This window comes from Inquilinus sp., from assembly GCF_039594555.1.
In the GTDB taxonomy this organism is placed as follows: domain Bacteria; phylum Pseudomonadota; class Alphaproteobacteria; order DSM-16000; family Inquilinaceae; genus Inquilinus.
Map to the genome: position 1 here is coordinate 1 of NZ_JBCNNF010000109.1, position 17,663 is coordinate 17,663.

The 17,663-nt window shown below is 69.1% G+C and carries 16 protein-coding genes; 5 read left to right on the forward strand and 11 right to left on the reverse strand.

Annotation, left to right across the window (positions count from 1 at the left end):
- A partial coding sequence (locus ABDW35_RS13850) for a glycoside hydrolase family 3 C-terminal domain-containing protein (protein ID WP_343714455.1) occupies window positions 1-963 on the forward strand: 963 nt, incomplete at its 5' end.
- Window positions 964-1,077: 114 nt separating this feature from the next.
- On the opposite strand, the gene ABDW35_RS13855 is transcribed toward ABDW35_RS13850, so the two are convergent.
- The gene (locus ABDW35_RS13855) at window positions 1,078-2,055 is read right to left on the reverse strand and encodes an AraC family transcriptional regulator (RefSeq protein ID WP_343714456.1); all 978 of its coding nucleotides are present in this window, start codon (window positions 2,053-2,055) and stop codon (window positions 1,078-1,080) included.
- A 108-nt stretch (window positions 2,056-2,163) separates the two neighbouring features.
- Between ABDW35_RS13855 and ABDW35_RS13860 the strand changes: the two genes are divergently transcribed.
- The gene (locus tag ABDW35_RS13860; protein WP_343714470.1) at window positions 2,164-2,505 is read left to right on the forward strand and encodes a carboxymuconolactone decarboxylase family protein; all 342 of its coding nucleotides are present in this window, start codon (window positions 2,164-2,166) and stop codon (window positions 2,503-2,505) included.
- Between the two features lie 47 nt (window positions 2,506-2,552).
- On the opposite strand, the gene modC is transcribed toward ABDW35_RS13860, so the two are convergent.
- The 6 genes from modC to ABDW35_RS13890 all read right to left on the reverse strand — a co-directional run bounded on the left by modC (window position 2,553) and on the right by ABDW35_RS13890 (window position 8,714).
- Window positions 2,553-3,677, reverse strand: a complete 1,125-nt coding sequence (gene modC / locus ABDW35_RS13865; RefSeq protein ID WP_343714457.1) for a molybdenum ABC transporter ATP-binding protein — start codon at window positions 3,675-3,677, stop codon at window positions 2,553-2,555.
- Window positions 3,674-4,366, reverse strand: coding sequence for a molybdate ABC transporter permease subunit (modB, locus tag ABDW35_RS13870; RefSeq protein ID WP_343714458.1), 693 nt, complete (start codon window positions 4,364-4,366; stop codon window positions 3,674-3,676). Before modB ends, modC begins: the two co-directional genes overlap by 4 nt.
- A 142-nt stretch (window positions 4,367-4,508) precedes the next feature.
- Window positions 4,509-5,303: a molybdate ABC transporter substrate-binding protein gene (gene modA / locus ABDW35_RS13875; RefSeq protein WP_343714459.1), complete on the reverse strand. Its 795-nt coding sequence runs from the start codon at window positions 5,301-5,303 to the stop codon at window positions 4,509-4,511.
- A 106-nt stretch (window positions 5,304-5,409) separates the two neighbouring features.
- Entirely contained in the window at window positions 5,410-6,186 is a 777-nt protein-coding gene (locus ABDW35_RS13880; RefSeq protein WP_343714460.1) for a TIGR00730 family Rossman fold protein, read from the reverse strand.
- Between the two features lie 85 nt (window positions 6,187-6,271).
- Window positions 6,272-7,213, reverse strand: a complete 942-nt coding sequence (locus ABDW35_RS13885; RefSeq protein WP_343714461.1) for a glycosyltransferase — start codon at window positions 7,211-7,213, stop codon at window positions 6,272-6,274.
- Window positions 7,214-7,571: 358 nt separating this feature from the next.
- Window positions 7,572-8,714, reverse strand: a complete 1,143-nt coding sequence (locus ABDW35_RS13890) for a hypothetical protein (RefSeq protein WP_343714462.1) — start codon at window positions 8,712-8,714, stop codon at window positions 7,572-7,574.
- Between the two features lie 308 nt (window positions 8,715-9,022).
- Between ABDW35_RS13890 and ABDW35_RS13895 the strand changes: the two genes are divergently transcribed.
- Window positions 9,023-10,105 (forward strand): hypothetical protein, encoded by a 1,083-nt coding sequence (locus ABDW35_RS13895; protein WP_343714463.1) that lies wholly within the window; start codon window positions 9,023-9,025, stop codon window positions 10,103-10,105.
- Between the two features lie 28 nt (window positions 10,106-10,133).
- Window positions 10,134-11,471, forward strand: a complete 1,338-nt coding sequence (locus tag ABDW35_RS13900; RefSeq protein ID WP_343714464.1) for a hypothetical protein — start codon at window positions 10,134-10,136, stop codon at window positions 11,469-11,471.
- Window positions 11,472-11,495: 24 nt separating this feature from the next.
- On the opposite strand, the gene ABDW35_RS13905 is transcribed toward ABDW35_RS13900, so the two are convergent.
- The 4 genes from ABDW35_RS13905 to galE form a co-directional block, all read right to left on the reverse strand.
- Window positions 11,496-12,497, reverse strand: coding sequence for a glycosyltransferase family A protein (locus ABDW35_RS13905; protein WP_343714465.1), 1,002 nt, complete (start codon window positions 12,495-12,497; stop codon window positions 11,496-11,498).
- Window positions 12,498-12,509: 12 nt separating this feature from the next.
- Window positions 12,510-13,379 carry a polysaccharide pyruvyl transferase family protein gene (locus ABDW35_RS13910; RefSeq protein WP_343714466.1) on the reverse strand — a complete coding sequence of 290 codons (870 nt, stop codon included), beginning with the start codon at window positions 13,377-13,379 and terminating at the stop codon, window positions 12,510-12,512.
- A 197-nt stretch (window positions 13,380-13,576) separates the two neighbouring features.
- Window positions 13,577-15,013, reverse strand: a complete 1,437-nt coding sequence (locus ABDW35_RS13915; protein ID WP_343714467.1) for an oligosaccharide flippase family protein — start codon at window positions 15,011-15,013, stop codon at window positions 13,577-13,579.
- An 85-nt stretch (window positions 15,014-15,098) separates the two neighbouring features.
- Complete coding sequence (gene galE / locus ABDW35_RS13920) at window positions 15,099-16,091, reverse strand: UDP-glucose 4-epimerase GalE (protein ID WP_343714468.1); 993 nt, start codon at window positions 16,089-16,091, stop codon at window positions 15,099-15,101.
- Window positions 16,092-16,390: 299 nt separating this feature from the next.
- Here galE and ABDW35_RS13925 point away from each other — a divergent pair.
- Window positions 16,391-17,663, forward strand: a 1,273-nt coding sequence (locus tag ABDW35_RS13925) for a hypothetical protein (RefSeq protein WP_343714469.1), incomplete at its 3' end; no start/stop codon positions are given.

A 17,663-nucleotide genomic window follows, 5' to 3' on the forward strand; every position in this document is an offset into this window, starting at 1 on the left:
GCCATCACCGCGGATTGCGACGTCCATTGCCGCGACGGCTGGCCGGACGGGCAGGCGCCCGGCTTCGTCGGCTTCGGCACCTCCTGGGGGGTGCAGGACCTGACGGTGCAGCAGCGCTTCGTCAAGGCGATCGATGCCGGCATCGACCAGTTCGGCGGCAGCGGCGACGACCCGGCGCCGATCGTGGCGGCGGTGCGCGCGGGGCAGTTGAGCGAGCGGCGGCTGGACCAGTCGGTGGCCCGCATCCTGCTGCAGAAATTCCAGCTCGGCCTGTTCGAGAACCCCTATGTGGACGCGGCGGCGGCCGGCCGCATCGCCGGCAATGACCGCTTCAAGGCCGAGGGGCGCGCCGCCCAGCAGGCCTCGCTGGTGCTGCTGGAGAACCGCCCCGCGGCCCGGGGGCCGCTGGTGGCCGCGGCGGATGGCAGCGCCTGGCGGCCGGGGCCGAACCGGCGGCCGATCCTGCCGCTGAGCCCCACGATGCGGCGGGTCTGGCTGCATGGCGTCGACGCGGCGACGGCCCGGGCGCACGGCTTCACCGTGGTCGCCGATCCGCGCCAGGCCGATTTCGCCCTGGTGCGGGCGGCGACGCCGTTCGAGACGCTGCACCCCAACTACACCTTCGGCAGCCGGCAGCATGAGGGGCGGCTGGATTTCCGCGACGGCGACGCCGATTACGAAGCGATCAAGACGGCCGCGGCGGCGGTGCCGACCATCGTCACGGTCTATCTGGATCGGCCGGCGATCCTGGCCAATGTGCGCGACCGGGCGACGGCGCTGATCGGCAATTTCGGCATCACCGACGACGCGCTGCTGGACGTGCTGCAGGGCAAGGCCCGGCCGCGCGGCCGGCTGCCCTTTGAGCTGCCGTCGTCGATGGCCGCCGTCCTGGCCCAGGCCTCGGACGCGCCCTATGACAGCCGGGCGCCGCTGTATCGCTTCGGGGCGGGCCTGAGCTACTGAGCGACCGTTTGGAGATGCTACTGGCGCGGCCGTCTGACGGCGGCTTCTCCGCTTCCGGTGCTCACGGGCTTAATGCCCGCTGCGCTCTGGTTCTCGAAACCACCGCCAGCCGACTCACGCCAGCGCATTTCCAAACGGTCTCTGAGGGCCGGCCGCCGCTTCGCCGGCCCGGCGGAGCTCGCCGGGGCGGAGGCCGTGGTGGCGGTGCATCGCGCGGCTCAGCGCGCTTTCCGACTGGTAGCCGACCTCGGCGGCGACCTGGGCCGCGGACGTGCCGCGCAGCAGCTGTCGGCGGGCCAGGCCCAGACGCAGGTCGGTCAGGAAGGCCAGCGGCGGGCAGCCCGCCGCGGCGCGGAACGCCCGCACCAGCGTGGCGCGCGAGGTCGCGGCCCGGGCCGCCAGCTCGTCCAGCGTCCAGGGCCGCGCCGGCTCGCGCAGCATCGCCAGAACGGCGCGGGCGGTGGGGCGGTGGCCGAGCAGGCGCAGCAGGCCGCCGGACGCGCCGTCTGCACCCAGATGGGCGCGCAGCATCATCACGAACAGGGCGCTGGCGAGATGGGTGGCGATCGCCGCGGCCCCGGCCGCATCGGCATCCAGCTCGTCACGGATCGCCTCCAGCAGCAGCCGGGTCCGTGCCGCGTCCGGCCCGCCCGGTCCGCGCAGCAGGATGCGGTCGGGCAGGGCGGCGATCAGCAGGCTCTCGCCGGCGGCCTCGAATTGCAGCCGGCCGCAGATGATCTCGGTGTCGGGCTCGACGCCCAGGCTGGCCCGGTGGCGGATGGCGTTGCGATAAGCTTTGCTGGTGCCGGTCGGGATGCCGGCCGTGCCGGGGCGGGCGCGCATCACATGCGGGTCGCCATGCGGCAGCAGCAATACGTCGCCGGCCTGCAGCCCCAGCGGGGCATGGCCGGGGCTCTCCAGCTCGCACTCCCCGCGCGTGACGATGTGGAAATAGGCCCAGCCCGGGCCGCCGGCTGCTGCGTGCGGCGACGCCCAGCGGCCGCCGAATTCGCACAGGTCGTCGAGGACCGGGCGCACCTGCAGCAACGGGGCCAGACCGCTCAGGGGATCGTCGAGTGACTCCAAGGTCATGATGCAGCTTTGATCCGTTCGGTCATGCCATCGCGCTGAACGGCCATATTCCAGATGTGACTCGGAGCCTAGATCTATCTCATCGATCACGGAGGACGCATCATGCACATGCACGACTGGAACACCTACCGGCAGCAGCTCATCGCCGGGGTCGGCGAGCTCGGCAAGCTCAGCCCGGACACGGTCCGCGGCTATGCGGCGCTGGGCGGCGCCGGGGCCAAGACCGGCCACCTCGACGCCAAGACGCGAGAGCTGATCGCCCTGGCCGTCGCCATCTCGCTGCGCTGCGACGGCTGTATCACCGTCCATGCCGACGCCGCGCGCAAGCAGGGCGCGACCAAGGAGGAGATCGCCGAGGCGCTGGGCGTGGCCGTCAGCATCAATGCCGGCGCCGCGATCGTCTACTCCACCCGCGCGCTCGACGCCTTCGCCGCCTCGCAGGAAGGCTGAGCCGTCCCGGCCCGGCCGCCGTCCCGAGGTGCCGGCCGGGCCGCGGCTCAGCTGCCCTCCAGCTCCGCATCGGCGCCGTCCGGGCCGCGGAGGGCGCCGCCGACCGTGTGGCTGTCGAAGGCGACGCTCTTGATCACCGCATGCACCGGCCGGCCGGGCGCCAGGTCCAGCGTCTCGACCGACCGCCGGGTCAGCCGGGCCAGCAGGCCGTCGCCGGCGCAGTCCAGCCGGATCTCCGCGGTCGGGCCGTCGCAGGGCGCGATCGCCAGCACCGTCGCTGGCAGCACGTTCAGCGCGCTCAGATGGTCCGGCGTCCGGGTTGCCAACATGACGTCGCGGGCCCGGATGCGGATGCGCACCGGGCTGCCGGCCGGCTGTTCGATCCGCGGCACGGTCAGGAAGCCGGCGGCGACGCGTAGCCGGGTCAGCTGCCAGCGATCGTCATGGCCCTCGACCACGGCCTCCAGCACCGCGCCGGCCTCGGCCCGCGGGAACAGGTCGGCCCGGCCCATCACCTCGCGCACCGGCCCGGCGGCGGCGACCCGGCCCTCGGCCAGCACCACCAGCGTGGCGGCCAGCCGCGTCACCTCGCCGATCGAATGGCTGACATAGATGATCGGGATCCGCGCCTCGTCGCGCAGCCGCTCGACATAGGGCAGGATCTCGGCCTTGCGCGCCTCGTCCAGCGCCGCCAGCGGCTCGTCCATCAGCAGCAGGCGTGGGCTGGACAAGAGCGCCCGGCCGATCGCCACGCGCTGCTTCTCGCCGCCCGACAGCCCCGCCGGCGGGCGGTCCAGCAGCGGGGCGATGCCCAGCAGCTCGACCACCCGGCCGAATTCCGCGCCGCGCTCGGCCTTCGGCGTGAACCAGCGGCCATAGAGCAGGTTCTGCCGCACCGTCAGATGCGGGAATAGCCGCCCCTCCTGGAAGACATAGCCGATGCGGCGGCGGTGCGGCGGCAGGAAGAGGCGGCGCTCGGTGTCGACCAGGGGGCGGCCGTCGACAACGACCCTCCCGTGCAGCGGCCGCACCAGCCCGGCGATGACATTGACCACCGAGGTCTTGCCGGCGCCGGAGCGGCCGAACAGCGCGGTCAGCCGGCCTTCGCTGGCGAAGGCGATGTCCAGCGCGAAATCGCCCTGGCGGTGGCGGATCTCGACCTCGAGGCTCACGCTGCCTGCACCCGCACGCCGGCGCGCCGGGCCATGATCTCGGAGGCGAGGAGGGCGGCCATGGCGATGACGACCGAGACCAGGGTCAGGCGCAGCGCGCCGATGTCGCCGCCCGGCACCTGGGTGAAGGTGTAGATCGCCGAGGGCAGGGTCTGGGTCTGGCCCGGGATGTTGGAGACGAAGGTGATGGTGGCGCCGAACTCGCCCATCGCCTTGGCGAAGGCCAGGATGGCGCCGGCGATCACGCCGGGCAGGATCAGCGGCAGGGTGACGGTCAGGAACACCCAGGGCGGCGAGGCGCCCAGCGTGCCGGCCGCGGCCTCCAGCCGCCGGTCAACGGATTCGATCGACAGGCGGATGGCGCGGACCATCAGCGGGAAACCCATCACCCCCGCGGCCAGGGCGGCACCGGTCCAGCGGAAGGAGAAGACGATGCCGATCTGGGCGAGAACCGAGCCGATCGGCCCCATCCTGCCGAACAGCAGCAGCAGGATGTAGCCGGTCACCACCGGCGGCAGCACCAGCGGCAGGTGGACCACGCCGTTCAGGATCGACTTGCCCCAGAACCGGCCGCGCGCCAGGGCCAGGGCGACCAGCACGCCGAGCGGCAGGCTGACCGCGGTGGCCCAGAGCGACACCTTCAGGCTGAGGAGGATCGCGGTCAGCTCGTCGGGGGTGAAGTCGAACACTTGCGCTTTCTCATGCCGGCAGCCCCATGCTGTCATTGCCGGGCTTGACCCGGCAATCCAGGGGCCGCCAAGAGCTGTTCTTGAAAGCCCCTGGATCCTCGGGTCAAGCCCGAGGATGACAGTTGGAGCGGGAACCCTCCGCTTACTGCGCCAGGACGGTGAAGCCCTGCTTCTCGAACAGCGGCTTGGCGGCGGCGGATTTCAGGTAATCGACGAAAGCCTGGGCCTCGGGCTTGCTGCTGCTGGCCAGCACCGCCACCGGGTACAGGATCGGCGGGTGGCTGTCGGCCGGGAAGGTGCCGACGATCCTGACGCCCGTGTCGGCGGCGGCGTCGGTCTGGTAGACGATGCCCAGCGGGGCCTCGCCGCGCGACACCAGCGCCAGGGTGGCGCGGACATTCTCGGCCTGGGCGATTTTATCCTTGACCGCATCCCAGACGCCCAGCTTCTCCAGCGCCGCCTGGCCGTATTTGCCGGCTGGCACCGCCTTGACGTCGGCCATGGCCAGATGGCCGTCGCCGATCGCCTTGGCCAGCTCGAAATTCGGGCCGATGGTCAGCTGCACCGTCGAATCCTTCGGCGCCACCAGGACGATGCGGTTGCCCAGCAGGGTCGACTGCGTCTCCGGCCTGATCAGCTTGCGGTCGGCCACGTACTTCATCCAGTCGAGATCGGCCGAGATGAAGACGTCGGCCGGGGCCCCGGCCTCGATCTGCTTCGCCAGCGCCGAGCTGGCGGCGTAGGAGATGACGGCCTTGTGCCTGGTGTCGGCCTGCCAGTGCGTGTTGATGTCGTCGAGCGCGTCCTTCAGGCTGGCGGCGGCGAAGACCGTGATGTCCTGAGCCTGGGCGCCCGCCGGGGCGCCGAAGCCGGCCGCCGCGCCCAGCACGCCGGCCAGCAGTGCGCCGAGCCAGCCGCGTCGAGTGATCCGCATCATCCTGTTCCCCGTTCCATGCCGGCCGGGCGGTTGCCGGCCTGTCGCGCGCGATCTTACAGCGCCGCTATATCCGGGCAAACATTTCGCTGAATGCCGCAGGCGGCGGTCACGACCGCCGGTTCAGCCCCTGCTCGGCCAGGATCGACCAGATCTCCTCGGCGCTGTCGGCGAAGCGGAACAACTCGACGTCGCGGGCGTCGATCATGCCGTGCTCGACCAGCGCGTCGAAGCCGATCACGGCGCGCCAATAGGCCTGGTCGAACAGCACGATCGGCAGGGCGGAGGACTTGCCGGTCTGGCGAAGGGTCAGCAGCTCGAACAGCTCGTCGAAGGTGCCGAAGCCGCCGGGGAACACCACCAGCGCATTGGCCCGCATCGCCAGATGCATCTTCCGCATGGCGAAATAGTGGAAGCGGAAGGTCAGGGCCGGGGTGGACCAGGCGTTCGGCTCCTGCTCATGCGGCAGGGTGATGTTGTAGCCGATGGTCGGGGCCCCGGCCTCCACCGCGCCGCGATTCGCCGCCTCCATGATCCCTGGGCCGCCGCCGGTGGCGATGACGTTGTCGCGCAGGCCGCCATGGTCGGTCAGGGCGCCGCCGCGCTCCGACGCGATGCGGCCGAACTCGCGCGCCTGGCCGTACCAGTGGCCGTGGCGGCCGGGCCCGCCTTCGCTGACACGGGCGCTGCCGAAGACGACAATGGTGGAGCGCACGCCCCAGGCCCGCAGCGATTCCTCGGCCTTGGCGTATTCCAGCATCAGGCGCACGCCGCGCATGGAATCGCCGAGCAGGAAATCCTGATCGAGCTCCGGCAGGCGGTAGGAGGGCGACGCCATCTGCGCCGCGTTGGAACGGGAGGGACGGTCGGGGGCTGGCTTGCTCATCGCCCCTCTAAAGCAGATCGCGGGCCGGGCGGGAAGGGGGCCCGCCGTCACACCATGCGGCGCGTGGCGGGCCGTCCGGTTCCGTTCAGGCCCAGTAGCGCCGGTTCAGGCTGATCCGCCGCTTCAGCGGGCGCGGGATGCGGGCTTCGCGCCGGCCGCAGTGATAGGCGGCCAGCTTGACCGCGCTGCGCAGGATCGCCGACGGGATCGCCAGCGGCTGGTGCCGGGCCAGGTGCCGCAGCTCCGACTGCACGAAGCGCCGGCCCTCGCCCTCGGCCTTGCCGAAGCGCTCCAGCAGCCAGGGGGCGCGGGCGTGCATCACGCCGACGTCGAAGTAGCGGCGGAACTCCTCGCCGATGCTGTAGCTGTGCGAATGGTGCACCTGTGCCTCGGCGACATAGGCCTTGGCCCAGCCCGACAGCAGCATGCGGCCGGTCACCGCCGCGTCCTCGCCGAAGATTGTGCCGGATGGGAAACCGCCGACCATCTCCAGCGCCCGCCGGCGATAGGCGGCGAAGGAGTTGGAGCAGAAGGTCGCCTTGATCCCGGCGCCGACCGCCTCCTCCGGGCGCAGCACGACGCTCTCGGGCGGATAGTTGAACAGCCGGGCATGCGCCTCGATCGCCCCGGCGCCGTGATGCGGCAGCTGGCGGCCATAGGCGACGCCGACCTCGGAGTCGGCGAAGGCGGCGACGATGCGGGCGATGGTGTCGCTATCGGCCGGCACTGCGTCCTGGGTGAGGAAGACCACCACCTCGATCCGCGGTGACAGGCGGTTGACCGCGCGCTGGCGGGTGCCGCCATGATCGAACTGCGACCGCGGGATGACGATCACCTCGGCCCCGGCCTTGGTGAAGCGCTCAGCCGTGTCGTCGGTCGAGCTGGAATCGATGACGAGCAGGGTTCCGGGTTGGAAGGACTGCGCCTGCAGCGCCGGGATCAGGACATCAAGATGCTTCGCGGCATTCAGCGTCGGAATGACCAGCGCCAAGCGATCTGCGGCGATCGACGGCTCAAGCGTCGGCAATCTCTTCTCTGCGGCGAAGGAGTTCATGCCGCGCCCGGTTTGTTGTGCACTGCAGCATTATTACGGCAATCTTTCATCGCGATCCAGCCGCAATCATTCCTAGGAAGGGTTCCAAAGCATCCGTCGGCGTGAGTCCGGAGGACGATCAGCCGACAGGATCGATCTCGCATCGGTAACGGAAAATCATGGCGTGATCGGGGCGCCGCCGTGATCGGGCGATGGCCGATTGGCCGCATGGGTCTGTCGATTCTTCTCATCCTGCGCTCGTTTCCGCCGTCGCGGCACGAACCCGCAGGCAACGAACGAACACGCGAAATGAAACAATGATCCCGAAAATTCGACGGAATCGAATCGCTATTCAAGCCCGCAGGCGCATCGCCTCGTCCGGCCGCCCGAGATAGGCCTCGACCAGCATGTCGACGCTTTCCGACCAGGACGGGATGTCGGCGGCGGACAACATCTCCCGGGGCAGGGCTGCGGCGCGGCGGAAGGCAGCGCCCAGCGATTCCGGGGTCCGGTCATAGACGGCGATGTTGGGCCGTCCCCAATCCACCCCCGCCGGCGCGATGATGGGCAGCCGGCAATAGCTGTATTGGCGGATCTTCAGGCTCGACGCCGCCAGATAGGCGAATTGCGGCCGCATGGCATAGGGCGCGATGCCGATATCGGCGAATTTCACGAAGGGCACGATCCTGGCGAAGGGCTGCTCGCCATGCAGCACCACATTGCCGGGGTTGGGGCCGCGCCATTGGACGCCGAAGCCATGGATGGTCCAGTCCGGCGCGATGGCCGCCAGCTGCTCGATCACCCACTGGTCGAACAGCATGTTGCCGACCGCAACCATGTTGCGCGACCCCTCGGGATAGGGGGATGCGGCGGCGGTGTCGAAGGCGGTCTTGTCGATGCCGTGCGGGATCACCATCGCCGGCGCGCCGGGCGGCAGGGCCTCGGCGATGCCGGCGCTGGCCGCCGCGACCAGGTCGAAGCGCGGCAGCATCCGCCGCTCCGTCTCCTGCAGCATCGGATGCGTGCCGAGGGTGGAGAGCAGGTCGTTGGCCTTGTACGCCAGATAGGCGTCCGGATATGCCCGCCGCAGCGCCGGCAGAAAGCGCACGCAGGTGCCCGTCTCCACCAGAATCAGGTCGCAGCGGGGCATGCGGCGGCGCAGCTCGGCCGGCAGCCGCGCCGGCCAGGCGGCGTAGATCGGGCCGCTGAGCCGGTTGAGCGCGGCGTTGTGGAGATTGGCCGGATGGATCAGCGTTGGCTGCACGAAGGCCGTCAGGCGCGGCGCGACAGTCAGCCATTGCCGCTTGGGGGCGGCGCGCAGGTTGCTGAACTGGGCGCCGGGCCGCAGGCGGTTGACCAGGCTGGCATCGACCGTCAGGAAGACGACATCCACGCCCCGGGCCGCCAGATCGTCGGCAAAGAAGTGGATGCTGGCCTTCCGCCCCCCGTAGACGTGGTTGGTCACGATCAGAACGGTCTTGAAGGGAAGCGGCAAGATCGGCGTCCTCATGGGCCGGGGCTGCGGGCGCGGCGGCGACATCGCACTTATCAGATCACCGCCGACGTGACCACGCCCTTGCGGCGAAGTTGCGGCGGCCGCCGGGCCGGCCCGCGGCAAGCATCTCCGGCCCCCGGCTGAATACGGCGAAAGCGGGGCATTTCGGCAGTCAAGCTCGGAAGCGGTGGACAGTCGCGCCGGAGGCGATGATAAGGAGACGGTACGGCCATGCTTGCGCGACAGCATTGGCGCGGGCTCCGCGGCGACAGCAGGCGAGGCCCTGGGTTGAGAACTGGATGAGCGTGATGATTCAGGATCCATCGAATATTCCGGCGACGCCGCTGAACGCGTCGGCGCTGGTGCTCACCGACGGTACCATCGTCTCGCTGGCATCCGAATCCCGGATGCGCGCCGGAACCCTGGTCGGCCAAGCCTTCGGCATCATCCGTCGATACTGGTTCCGGCTGTTGTTCGGCGGCATCCTCGGCTTCATTGCCGGCTGTGGCCTGATGCAGGTGCTGGCGCCCACCTACACCGCTTCCGTGGTGATCGAGCCGGGCCAGGTCTCGCAATCGCTCGAGAACGAAGGCAAGCTTTCGGCCCTGGCGACATCGCTCTCCGCCTTCGACACGCTGCCGCAGATGACCAAGGACTTCCTGCAGCTGGTGCAGTCGAACATCGTCGCGGCGCGGCTGATGAACGACCAGTCGATCATGCAGCGTCTGTTTGCCGAGGACTGGGATCCCGAACGCAGGATCTGGCGCCAGCCCGAAAACTGGGTGAGCCAGCTCAAGGGCTGGGTCCGTGTGGCGATGGGACGCCCGGCCTGGGAGCCGCCGAACATCGACCGGGTCAATGCCGCCCTTTCCGCCATGATCAAGATCAAGGCGATCGGTGACGGCATGATCCAGGAGATCTCGATCGACATGAAGAATCCCGAGAGTGCCTCCGCGATTCTGAACGCGGTGGTGCTGGCGGCGGACGAGACCCTGCGCGAGCGTGAGGCCGCACGGCTGAAGGCATCGATCGACTATTGGCAGAACCTGCTCAGCCGGGCGGCGTCGCTGGAGAATCGGAACGCCCTGATCGACAATATCCAGGATGCCGAGAAGCGCGCGGTCTTCGCCAATGTCGACCTGCCATTCTCGATCGACATCCTCGACCCGGTGGTGACGCCGGTGACGCCGTCCGGGCCGCGCGGCATGCTGGTCGTCCTCGGCGGCTTCATGGTCGGCGTCATGATCAGCCTGCTGACCATCCTGCGCCGCAGCGCGCGGGAGGCGGCGCGGGCGCCGCTGCATGTCGGCGTGATGCAGGTTGCCGGCGACCCGCCGGACACGCGATTTGCCGGGCCGATGCCCAACCGGTCGATCGGCCAGAGCGCCTGATCGGCCCCTGCGCTGCGGGGCGGCCACCATGATCGCGACAGCCGATGACGGCCATCAGACCCGGACCGGGGCCCCGCGCTATCTCTGGCGGGCGATCGTCCACCCCTATGCGGCCGTGGTGCTGTGCGGCATCCTCATCATCGTTCCGTATTTCTTCGATGCCAGCCTCACCTTCCTGTTCAAGCCCTTCGTGCGCTTCGCCAGCATCAGCGAACACCTGCTGATCTCGTCATCGCTGATCGGGACCATGGCGCTCGGCGTCGCCTGCGGCCTGTGGCTGTCGAGGACGGTGCCGCGCAGCGAGATCGCGCGACGGGTGCGGTTCTACCGCAGCGACATGGCCCTGCTGCTGTTCGGCGGCCTGCTGGCCATCGCCCTGCTGATGAGCGTGGTCAAGATCGGCTCGGGCTTCTCCTCGCTGGGGACCAGCGTCTACGCGGCACGGGCGTCCGTCCGTGATCTCGGCGGCACGGCAGTGCTGGGCAATCTGTTCACCATCGCGCTGCCGGCCACGCTCCTGCTGCTGCAGCTTCGCGGCGTCCGCATCGGCATCATCGCGATCGGCGCGTTCGGCCTGATCGCCCTGTCCGGCTTCGCCATTTCGGAGCGGTTGACGATCCTCGAGGGGCTGATCTGCCTCATCGTGTTCATCGGCCTGTTCCAGCCGCATGTCATCCGGGTCCGCACGGTGGCGATCATGGGCGTGCTCTGCGTCCTGTTGTTCGGCGCCAATCTGGTGATGCGGACGCTGCCGATGCTGCCGCCCGCGCTGCAGGACAAGGTGATCACCCTGCTTCCCGAGATCGTGGCCAGCACGCTCGGCTCCTACTATTCCGATCCGGTCAACAAGCTGTACTACCAGATGCTGGTGCCGTATCGCGGCGGGTCCCTTGGGGATGAGCAGTTCTTCATGGCGGCGCCGCGGCAGATCATCGGCCGGCTGACGGGCGAACCGGTCGGCATCAAGCAGGGCCACGTCAAATATTCGGCCGGCACCGGAACCTTCACCGATCTCGACTCACTCGGCGGCCGCGACGTCAAGCTGACCAATCCGGGGGGGCCGTCCCAGGACTTCTCCGATTTCGGCTGGTGGATCTATGCCATCGTCTTCCTCAAATTCCTGGTCTTTGCTCGGATCTACCGGGCGGCGGCGGGGCTTCATCCCCTCGCCGTGGCGGTCTATCCGCTGTTCGCCATCGCGGCCTGGGATTATCCGCGGCTGAACTATCTCTACGAGGTCCGCGGCGTCATCCCGCTGCTTCTCGCGCTGATGTTCATCCCCCTGGCCATGTATCTGGAAGGGCTCCAGGCCCGCAAGGCCGGCCCGCGGGCCCACGCCGCGCCGGCCCCGGCGGCGCGCGCCTGAGGAACGCGGCCGGGATCGGCTGCTCTACCGAGCGCTTCCCGCCGGCCGCAGGGCGTCCTTCGCCGCCTTGGCTACGACGAAGGCGGGATAGCAGAAGGCCAGCAGGAACAGCGTCGCGCTGGTCATGGCGTGGCGCCGGACGGTGGCCGGGAACTGGCGCAGGGCAGGGTCGTTCAGGGTCAGCCCGCCGGTGCGGATCGTGATCATCGCATTGGCCAGCACGCGGATGATGAGGCGGCGCAGGCTGCGATAGGTCTCGGGCTTGAGGCCGTCGCTCCGCAGCATCGCCTCCAGCGTCCTCGCGGCGCAGAAATAGCCGTAGATGTGCCGCTCCGACTTCCGGCGGGTCATGATCGAATTGGCGCGCACCCGCCGCAGGAAATACTCCCTGTCCCGCACGAAGGTGGGACCGCATCGGACGAACAGCCGCGGTGTGTGCTCCTCGTCCTCATGGAAGACCGAGAGGAAATCGAGGCCGTGCCGGCGTGACACCTCGCGGCGATGGATGTACAGCCACGAGGTCGGAAGATAGTTCCTCCGGCCGATCTGGAAGTTCAGCAGGTCCTCGCCGGACGGGAACAGCCCGTCGGCGTTCTGCCGGTACTGGTTGAGGGCGAGGGGCCCGCCGCCCTGGCTCTCCCCGTCCAGGAACGACCGGCCCGAGAAGCAGAACAGGTCGAGATCGGGATGGGCCGTGAGCGTCTCACGGAAATCGGCGAACAGCCCGTCCGCCAGGATGTCGTCGGAATCGAAATAGTAGATGAAGTCGCCGGTCGCCGCGGCCGTCCCGACATTCCGCGCCGCGCCGAGACCCTGGTTCTCGGTGTGGATGATGCGGACATTGTCCAGCCGGCCGTAGAGTTCCTCCACGATCTGCCCGGTGCGGTCGGTCGCGCCGTCGTCGACGATGATGATCTCGTCGGCCGGGGAGGATTGCCGGATGACGGAGTCGATCGCCTCCTGCACATAGGCTTCGACATTGTAGCAGGGGATGACGACCGACAGGCGGGGCGGCGGGGGCTGCATCGTCACGCCCGCCTAGGCCACGACCAGGTCGCAGTTCTCGACCCGGTTCGTCCACGCCTGGTAATAGGTCGAGTTCTTGCCGTAGGAGTTGTCGAGCAGCGTCGTCTTCATGCCCAGCAGGCAGCCCAGGATGTGGCCGTGCATGCGGGAGGTGACGATGCGGTCGTGCTGCAGGATCTGGCGGTTCAGCCGGGCGACCAGCGCGTCGGTGAAGCGGTACCAGGCGATGTCGGTCGGGAACAGCTTGCGCCCGATCCGGGCGTTGATCTGGTCCGAGCGCATGATCAGCCGGGTAGCCACGCGATCCGGCTTCCTGCACAGATCCGCCCAGTCGACCGGCTGGTCGACCTCGCCCCGGAAACGCTCCGGGATCTCCGACTGTTCGACGTCGCGGCGCAGCATCCACAGCGTCTTCGAGATCCCGGCGCCGGCCCCGTAGCTCTTGGTCGGGAAGCTGCGCCACAGGAAATGCGCCATGTCCGGGCACATCTCGACCGTGTTGGTGAATTCCCGGCGGAAGATGTCGTAGGTCTTCTGGTCGCGCGCGAGGAAATGCAGGTCGCGGTGGCCGGAGAAGACGTCCGCCGTCCGCCGCAGCTCCGCCTGGTCGCCGAAGAACATGGTCTGCGGGAAGATGACGATCCGGTTGTCCGGATAGTGCTCCACCACCTTCCGGCGCAGCACCTGGTGCGACAGATAGATGTCGCCGAAATTGCCGCCGCCATGCAGGATGATGGTGGTGTCCCTGGACAGCTTGGGGAAATGGGCGGCCTGCTCCGGGAAGCCGAATGTCGAGTAGCGGCCGACCACGTCGTATTTCCGGTCCTTGAAGAAGGCCTCAGTGCCTTTCAGGATCAGAATGTCGCCCACATTGAGATGCATGGGGTAGTCAATGTAAATGACCTTGCTGCCCGGCTTGATATATTGATCGATGACCGAGAGCCGGTCCTTCAGGTAATCCATACCATGCATGCTCTAGGGCTTTTCCTGCTGAGACGTCGGCCGTGGGGCTCTGTATAGAGTAGAGCCCAAAGGCGTGGCAATCTCGTGACCGAGCGCGGCGCCGCGGATGTGTCCGCTCAGGGCTGCTTGCCGCGGTGCCGGGCGCGGTCCATGACCGCCCGCAGCGGGGCGACCAGGTCCCAGTTGAACAGCCGCATCGACAGGGCCGCGATCACCAGGCCCACGCCGATACTCGCCGTCAGGCGCAACCCCGCGCCCGAATGCTGCAGCAGGAGCTGGGTGGCGGTCACCGCGACGGACATCAGCAGCATCGGCAGCAGCGGGCGCACCACCGCCCGCAGCTGCTTGGCGGCCGGGATGCCGCCATAGCGGGCGACCAGGGTGTAGCTCCAGGGCAGCGACACCAGGTTGCGGCAGGCCCAGCCCAAGGTCACCGCCACCAGCGGCATCTGGGCCGTGACCAGGGCGCTGCCGAGCGTGATCACGCAGGACACGAAGGCATACACCACGAGGAGGTTCTGGTGCCCCTTGGCCCGCAGCAGCGGGCCGGCCAGGGCCCGCGACAGCAGGAAGAACCAGGTCGCTGCGAAGATCTGGACCAGCGGCGCTGCCGGCATCCACTTGGCGCCGAAGGCCAGGGGCACCAGATCCGGGGCGACCAGCAGCAGGCCGATGAACATCGGTCCGCCGATCGCGGTGATCAGGCCGGTCGCGGCCAGGAAGACGCGGCTCGGATCACGCGACGACCGCTCGAGATCGGAGAAGAAGGAGAGGCCGAAACGGACGATGTTGCCCTGGATCAGGTTCCCGGCCTCCTCCACCAGCCGCTGGGCGAACTGGAAATAGCCCAGCGCGGCGGGGCCGTGGAAATAGCCGACCATCAGGGCGAAGGCCCGGGACGTGCCCTGCCACAGCAGCATCTCCAGGCTGATCGAGCCGCCGAAGGAGGAGAGCGACCGGAATTCGCGCGCGTCGAAGCGGAAATGCGGGCGCCGGGTCATGCTCAGCCACAGCGCCACGACCGACAGCGCGTTGGACAGCAGCATGCCGCCGACCATCGCCCAGGGCCCGAACCCGGCGTAGCCGAGCACGCCGATGCCCAGGACCTGCGATATCCGGGCCAGCATCATCCGCCGGGTCAGCACGTTCGCCCGCATCTTGCGGGTCAGGATGGCGGTCGGAATGGCCATCGCGGCGTTGCCCAGCAGCATCAGGCTGGTCGCGGCGAGCAGCCACGGCACCTGCGGGTCCTCGTACAGCCAGCCTACCGGAACGGCCACGGCCCAGCAGACCAGCACCGCGCCGACGGCGATGCCGACCAGACCGGTGAAGGCCGTATCGGTCACGCTCGTGTGCACTGAGCGGTGGCGGACGAGCGATTCCTGAATGCCGAAGCCGGAGATGAAGCCGAGCAGGGTGACGATGCTGATCGCGATCCCCGCCCGGCCGATATCGACCGGGGTCAGGAACCAGCCAGCGACGAGAACCGAGGCGAAGCCGGTGATGGCGTTGGATACGGCCTCCGCTGCCGCCCAGGGGGCCGCCCGCACCACGCGGGATTCCAATCGTTTCGACATGACGTGCCTAGAAGTCGCGGCGGACAGGACCCGGCGGCCGCGAGCGCCCGCCGGTCGGCGATCACATCCTGGCGCCCTGCTTGAGGTACCAGGCCCAGGCGGTCCGGATCGAGTCCTCCAGTCCGAAGCGGGGGCGGAAGCCCAGGACTGAGGCGGCCAGGGACGGGTCGGCAACGAGGCTCGGCGAATCCCCCGGGCGCGGCGGCGACAGCCGGACCGGCACCGGGCGACCGGTCACCCGCTCCACCGCCGCGATCACCTCCCGGACCGTATGTCCGGTCCCGGTGCCCAGATTGAAGGCGCGGGGCGCGCCGTCGGCGAGCAGATAGCGCAGGGCGCGGACATGGGCGTCCGCCAGATCGGTCACATGGATGTAGTCGCGGATGCAGGTTCCGTCCGACGTGGGGTAGTCGTCGCCGAGGATGTCGATATGCGGGCGGTCGCCGGCCGCCGCCATCAGCACCAGCGGGATCAGATGGGTCTCGGGATCGTGCGCCTCGCCGATCTCGGCATCCGGGTCGGCGCCGCAGGCATTGAAATAGCGCAGGGCGGCCCAGCGCAGCCCATAGGCCGCGGCGAAGTCGGCCAGCATGCGCTCGATCATCAGCTTCGAGGCGCCATAGGGATGGATCGGGTGCTGCGGCGTGTCCTCCGCGATCGGGCTGCGCTCGGGCGGGCCGTAGGTCGCGCAGGTGCTGGAGAACACCACGTTGCCGACGCCATGGCGCCGGGCGGCCTCGAGCAGGGACAGCGACCCCGCGACGTTGTTACGGTAGTACAGGGCGGGTTCGGTGACGGACTCGCCGACATAGGTCAGGGCGGCGAAATGCAGGATGGCGACGGGCCGGTGCTGCGCCATCACCCGGTCCAGCGCCGCCCCGTCGCCGATATCCGCCTGCTCCAGCGGCCCCCATTTGACGAAATCGCGGTGGCCGCGCGACAGGTTGTCGATGGTGACCGGAACGAAGCCGGCGGCCACCAGGGCCTTGCAGGTGTGGCTGCCGATGTAGCCGGCGCCGCCTGTGACCAGGACGGCGGGTTTGTCGTTGCCCATACTTGATGGATCCTCTGGTGTCCCCTCGGGACGATACTGCCCCGGCTCTGTCTCCGCCCGTTGCCGGACGGCAGTGTCTGCCACATCCCGCCGCCGGACGCAAAGCGTCGCCCGGCGGGCACGGCAGACCCGAAGAGGGCCGGCCGCCCGGACGGCCGAGCGGTAGCATTCGATCGCGGCACCTTTGCGGCAGGCGCGTCGCCGGAACAGGCCGCCGAACAAACACCGGGCTCGATCGTTTAGCAGTGCGTCGCGACGATGTCGCCGCGGGAGGGGGCGGGGCCGTTGCGCGCCTGCCGATGCGGCGCCGCCACCGGGCGCCTAGACGAAGGAACGGGATGACGATGTTCAGGATCGCGCGAGCGGCTGCGCGCCGGCCGCTTCTCCCTCTGGTCGCCGCGGCGCTTCTCGCCGCCGTGACCGGCACGGCTTCGGCCGCGCCGCGGGTCTGGTTCGGGCCGTCGGTGCCGCTGCAGCATGGCCAATACCGGATTCAAGGGGCGGATGATTTCTCCGACCTGTTCAAGGCCGATGCCCCTTGGCAGGACACGGCGTCCCGGATCCAGGTGTTCAAGCTGTACGGCACCTATATCCTGCAGACCCCGGACGACCAGTTGTCGGCCATCTTCAAATTCCTGGGCCGGCGCCATATCGCGCTCGCCGTCGAATTCGGGCCGCTGACACCGGGCGACGACAAATGCGGCACCGGCGTCGAAGGCTTCTCCGGAGGCGAGGCGCAGGGTGCGACCCTCGCCCGCAAGGTGAAGTCGCTGGGCGGCGAGATTGCCTTCGTCGCCATGGACGAGCCGCTGTGGTTCGGCGGCATCGCCGACGGATCAAAGGCGTGCAAATGGTCGGCCCGGGAGATCGCCGAGAACGCCAATGCGACCGTCAAGGGCGTGCACTCGGTGTTCCCTCAGGCGGTGTTCGGCGATATCGAGCCGTTGCGCAGGATCGACGGCGACCTGATCGGCCGCTACGCCGAATGGATCGATGCCTGGAAAGAGGCGACCGGCGCGCCGCTCGGCTTCTTCCATGCCGATGTCCTTTGGGGCCGGGGCGGCGACGCCATGCTGAAGGAATTCGCCGCGATGCTGCAGCAGAAGGGCGTGCCCTTCGGCATCATCTACAACGGCGACAGCACCGAGACCTCCGACGCGACATGGACCGACGCCGCCCGGCGCCGCTACGAGGCCTATGAGGCGGACAACCCGCCCCCGGCCGACGCCGTCTTCCAATCCTGGAACCCCTATCCCAAGCAGCTTCTGCCCGACACCCAGCCCGGCACCTTCACCAACCTGCTCCGCGGCTACTCCCGCGGCGTGGCGCGCTTTGCCTCGGTCGAGCCGGGCGGCGCTGTCTCCGGGCGGTTGGAGGACGGGCAGGGTCGGCCGATCGCGGGCGCCACGGTCGCCTTGCAGGCGAAGGGCGGCTCGGGCGGGCAGCTCGAGCAGAGCGTGGAGGGCACGGTCCCGCGGAACGCCGCCAAGATGATGATCGCCTGGCGCGCCAACACCGAATGCGGCGGCTGCAGCGGCGATGCCGATGTCCTGGTCCGTCCGCCGCGTTTCG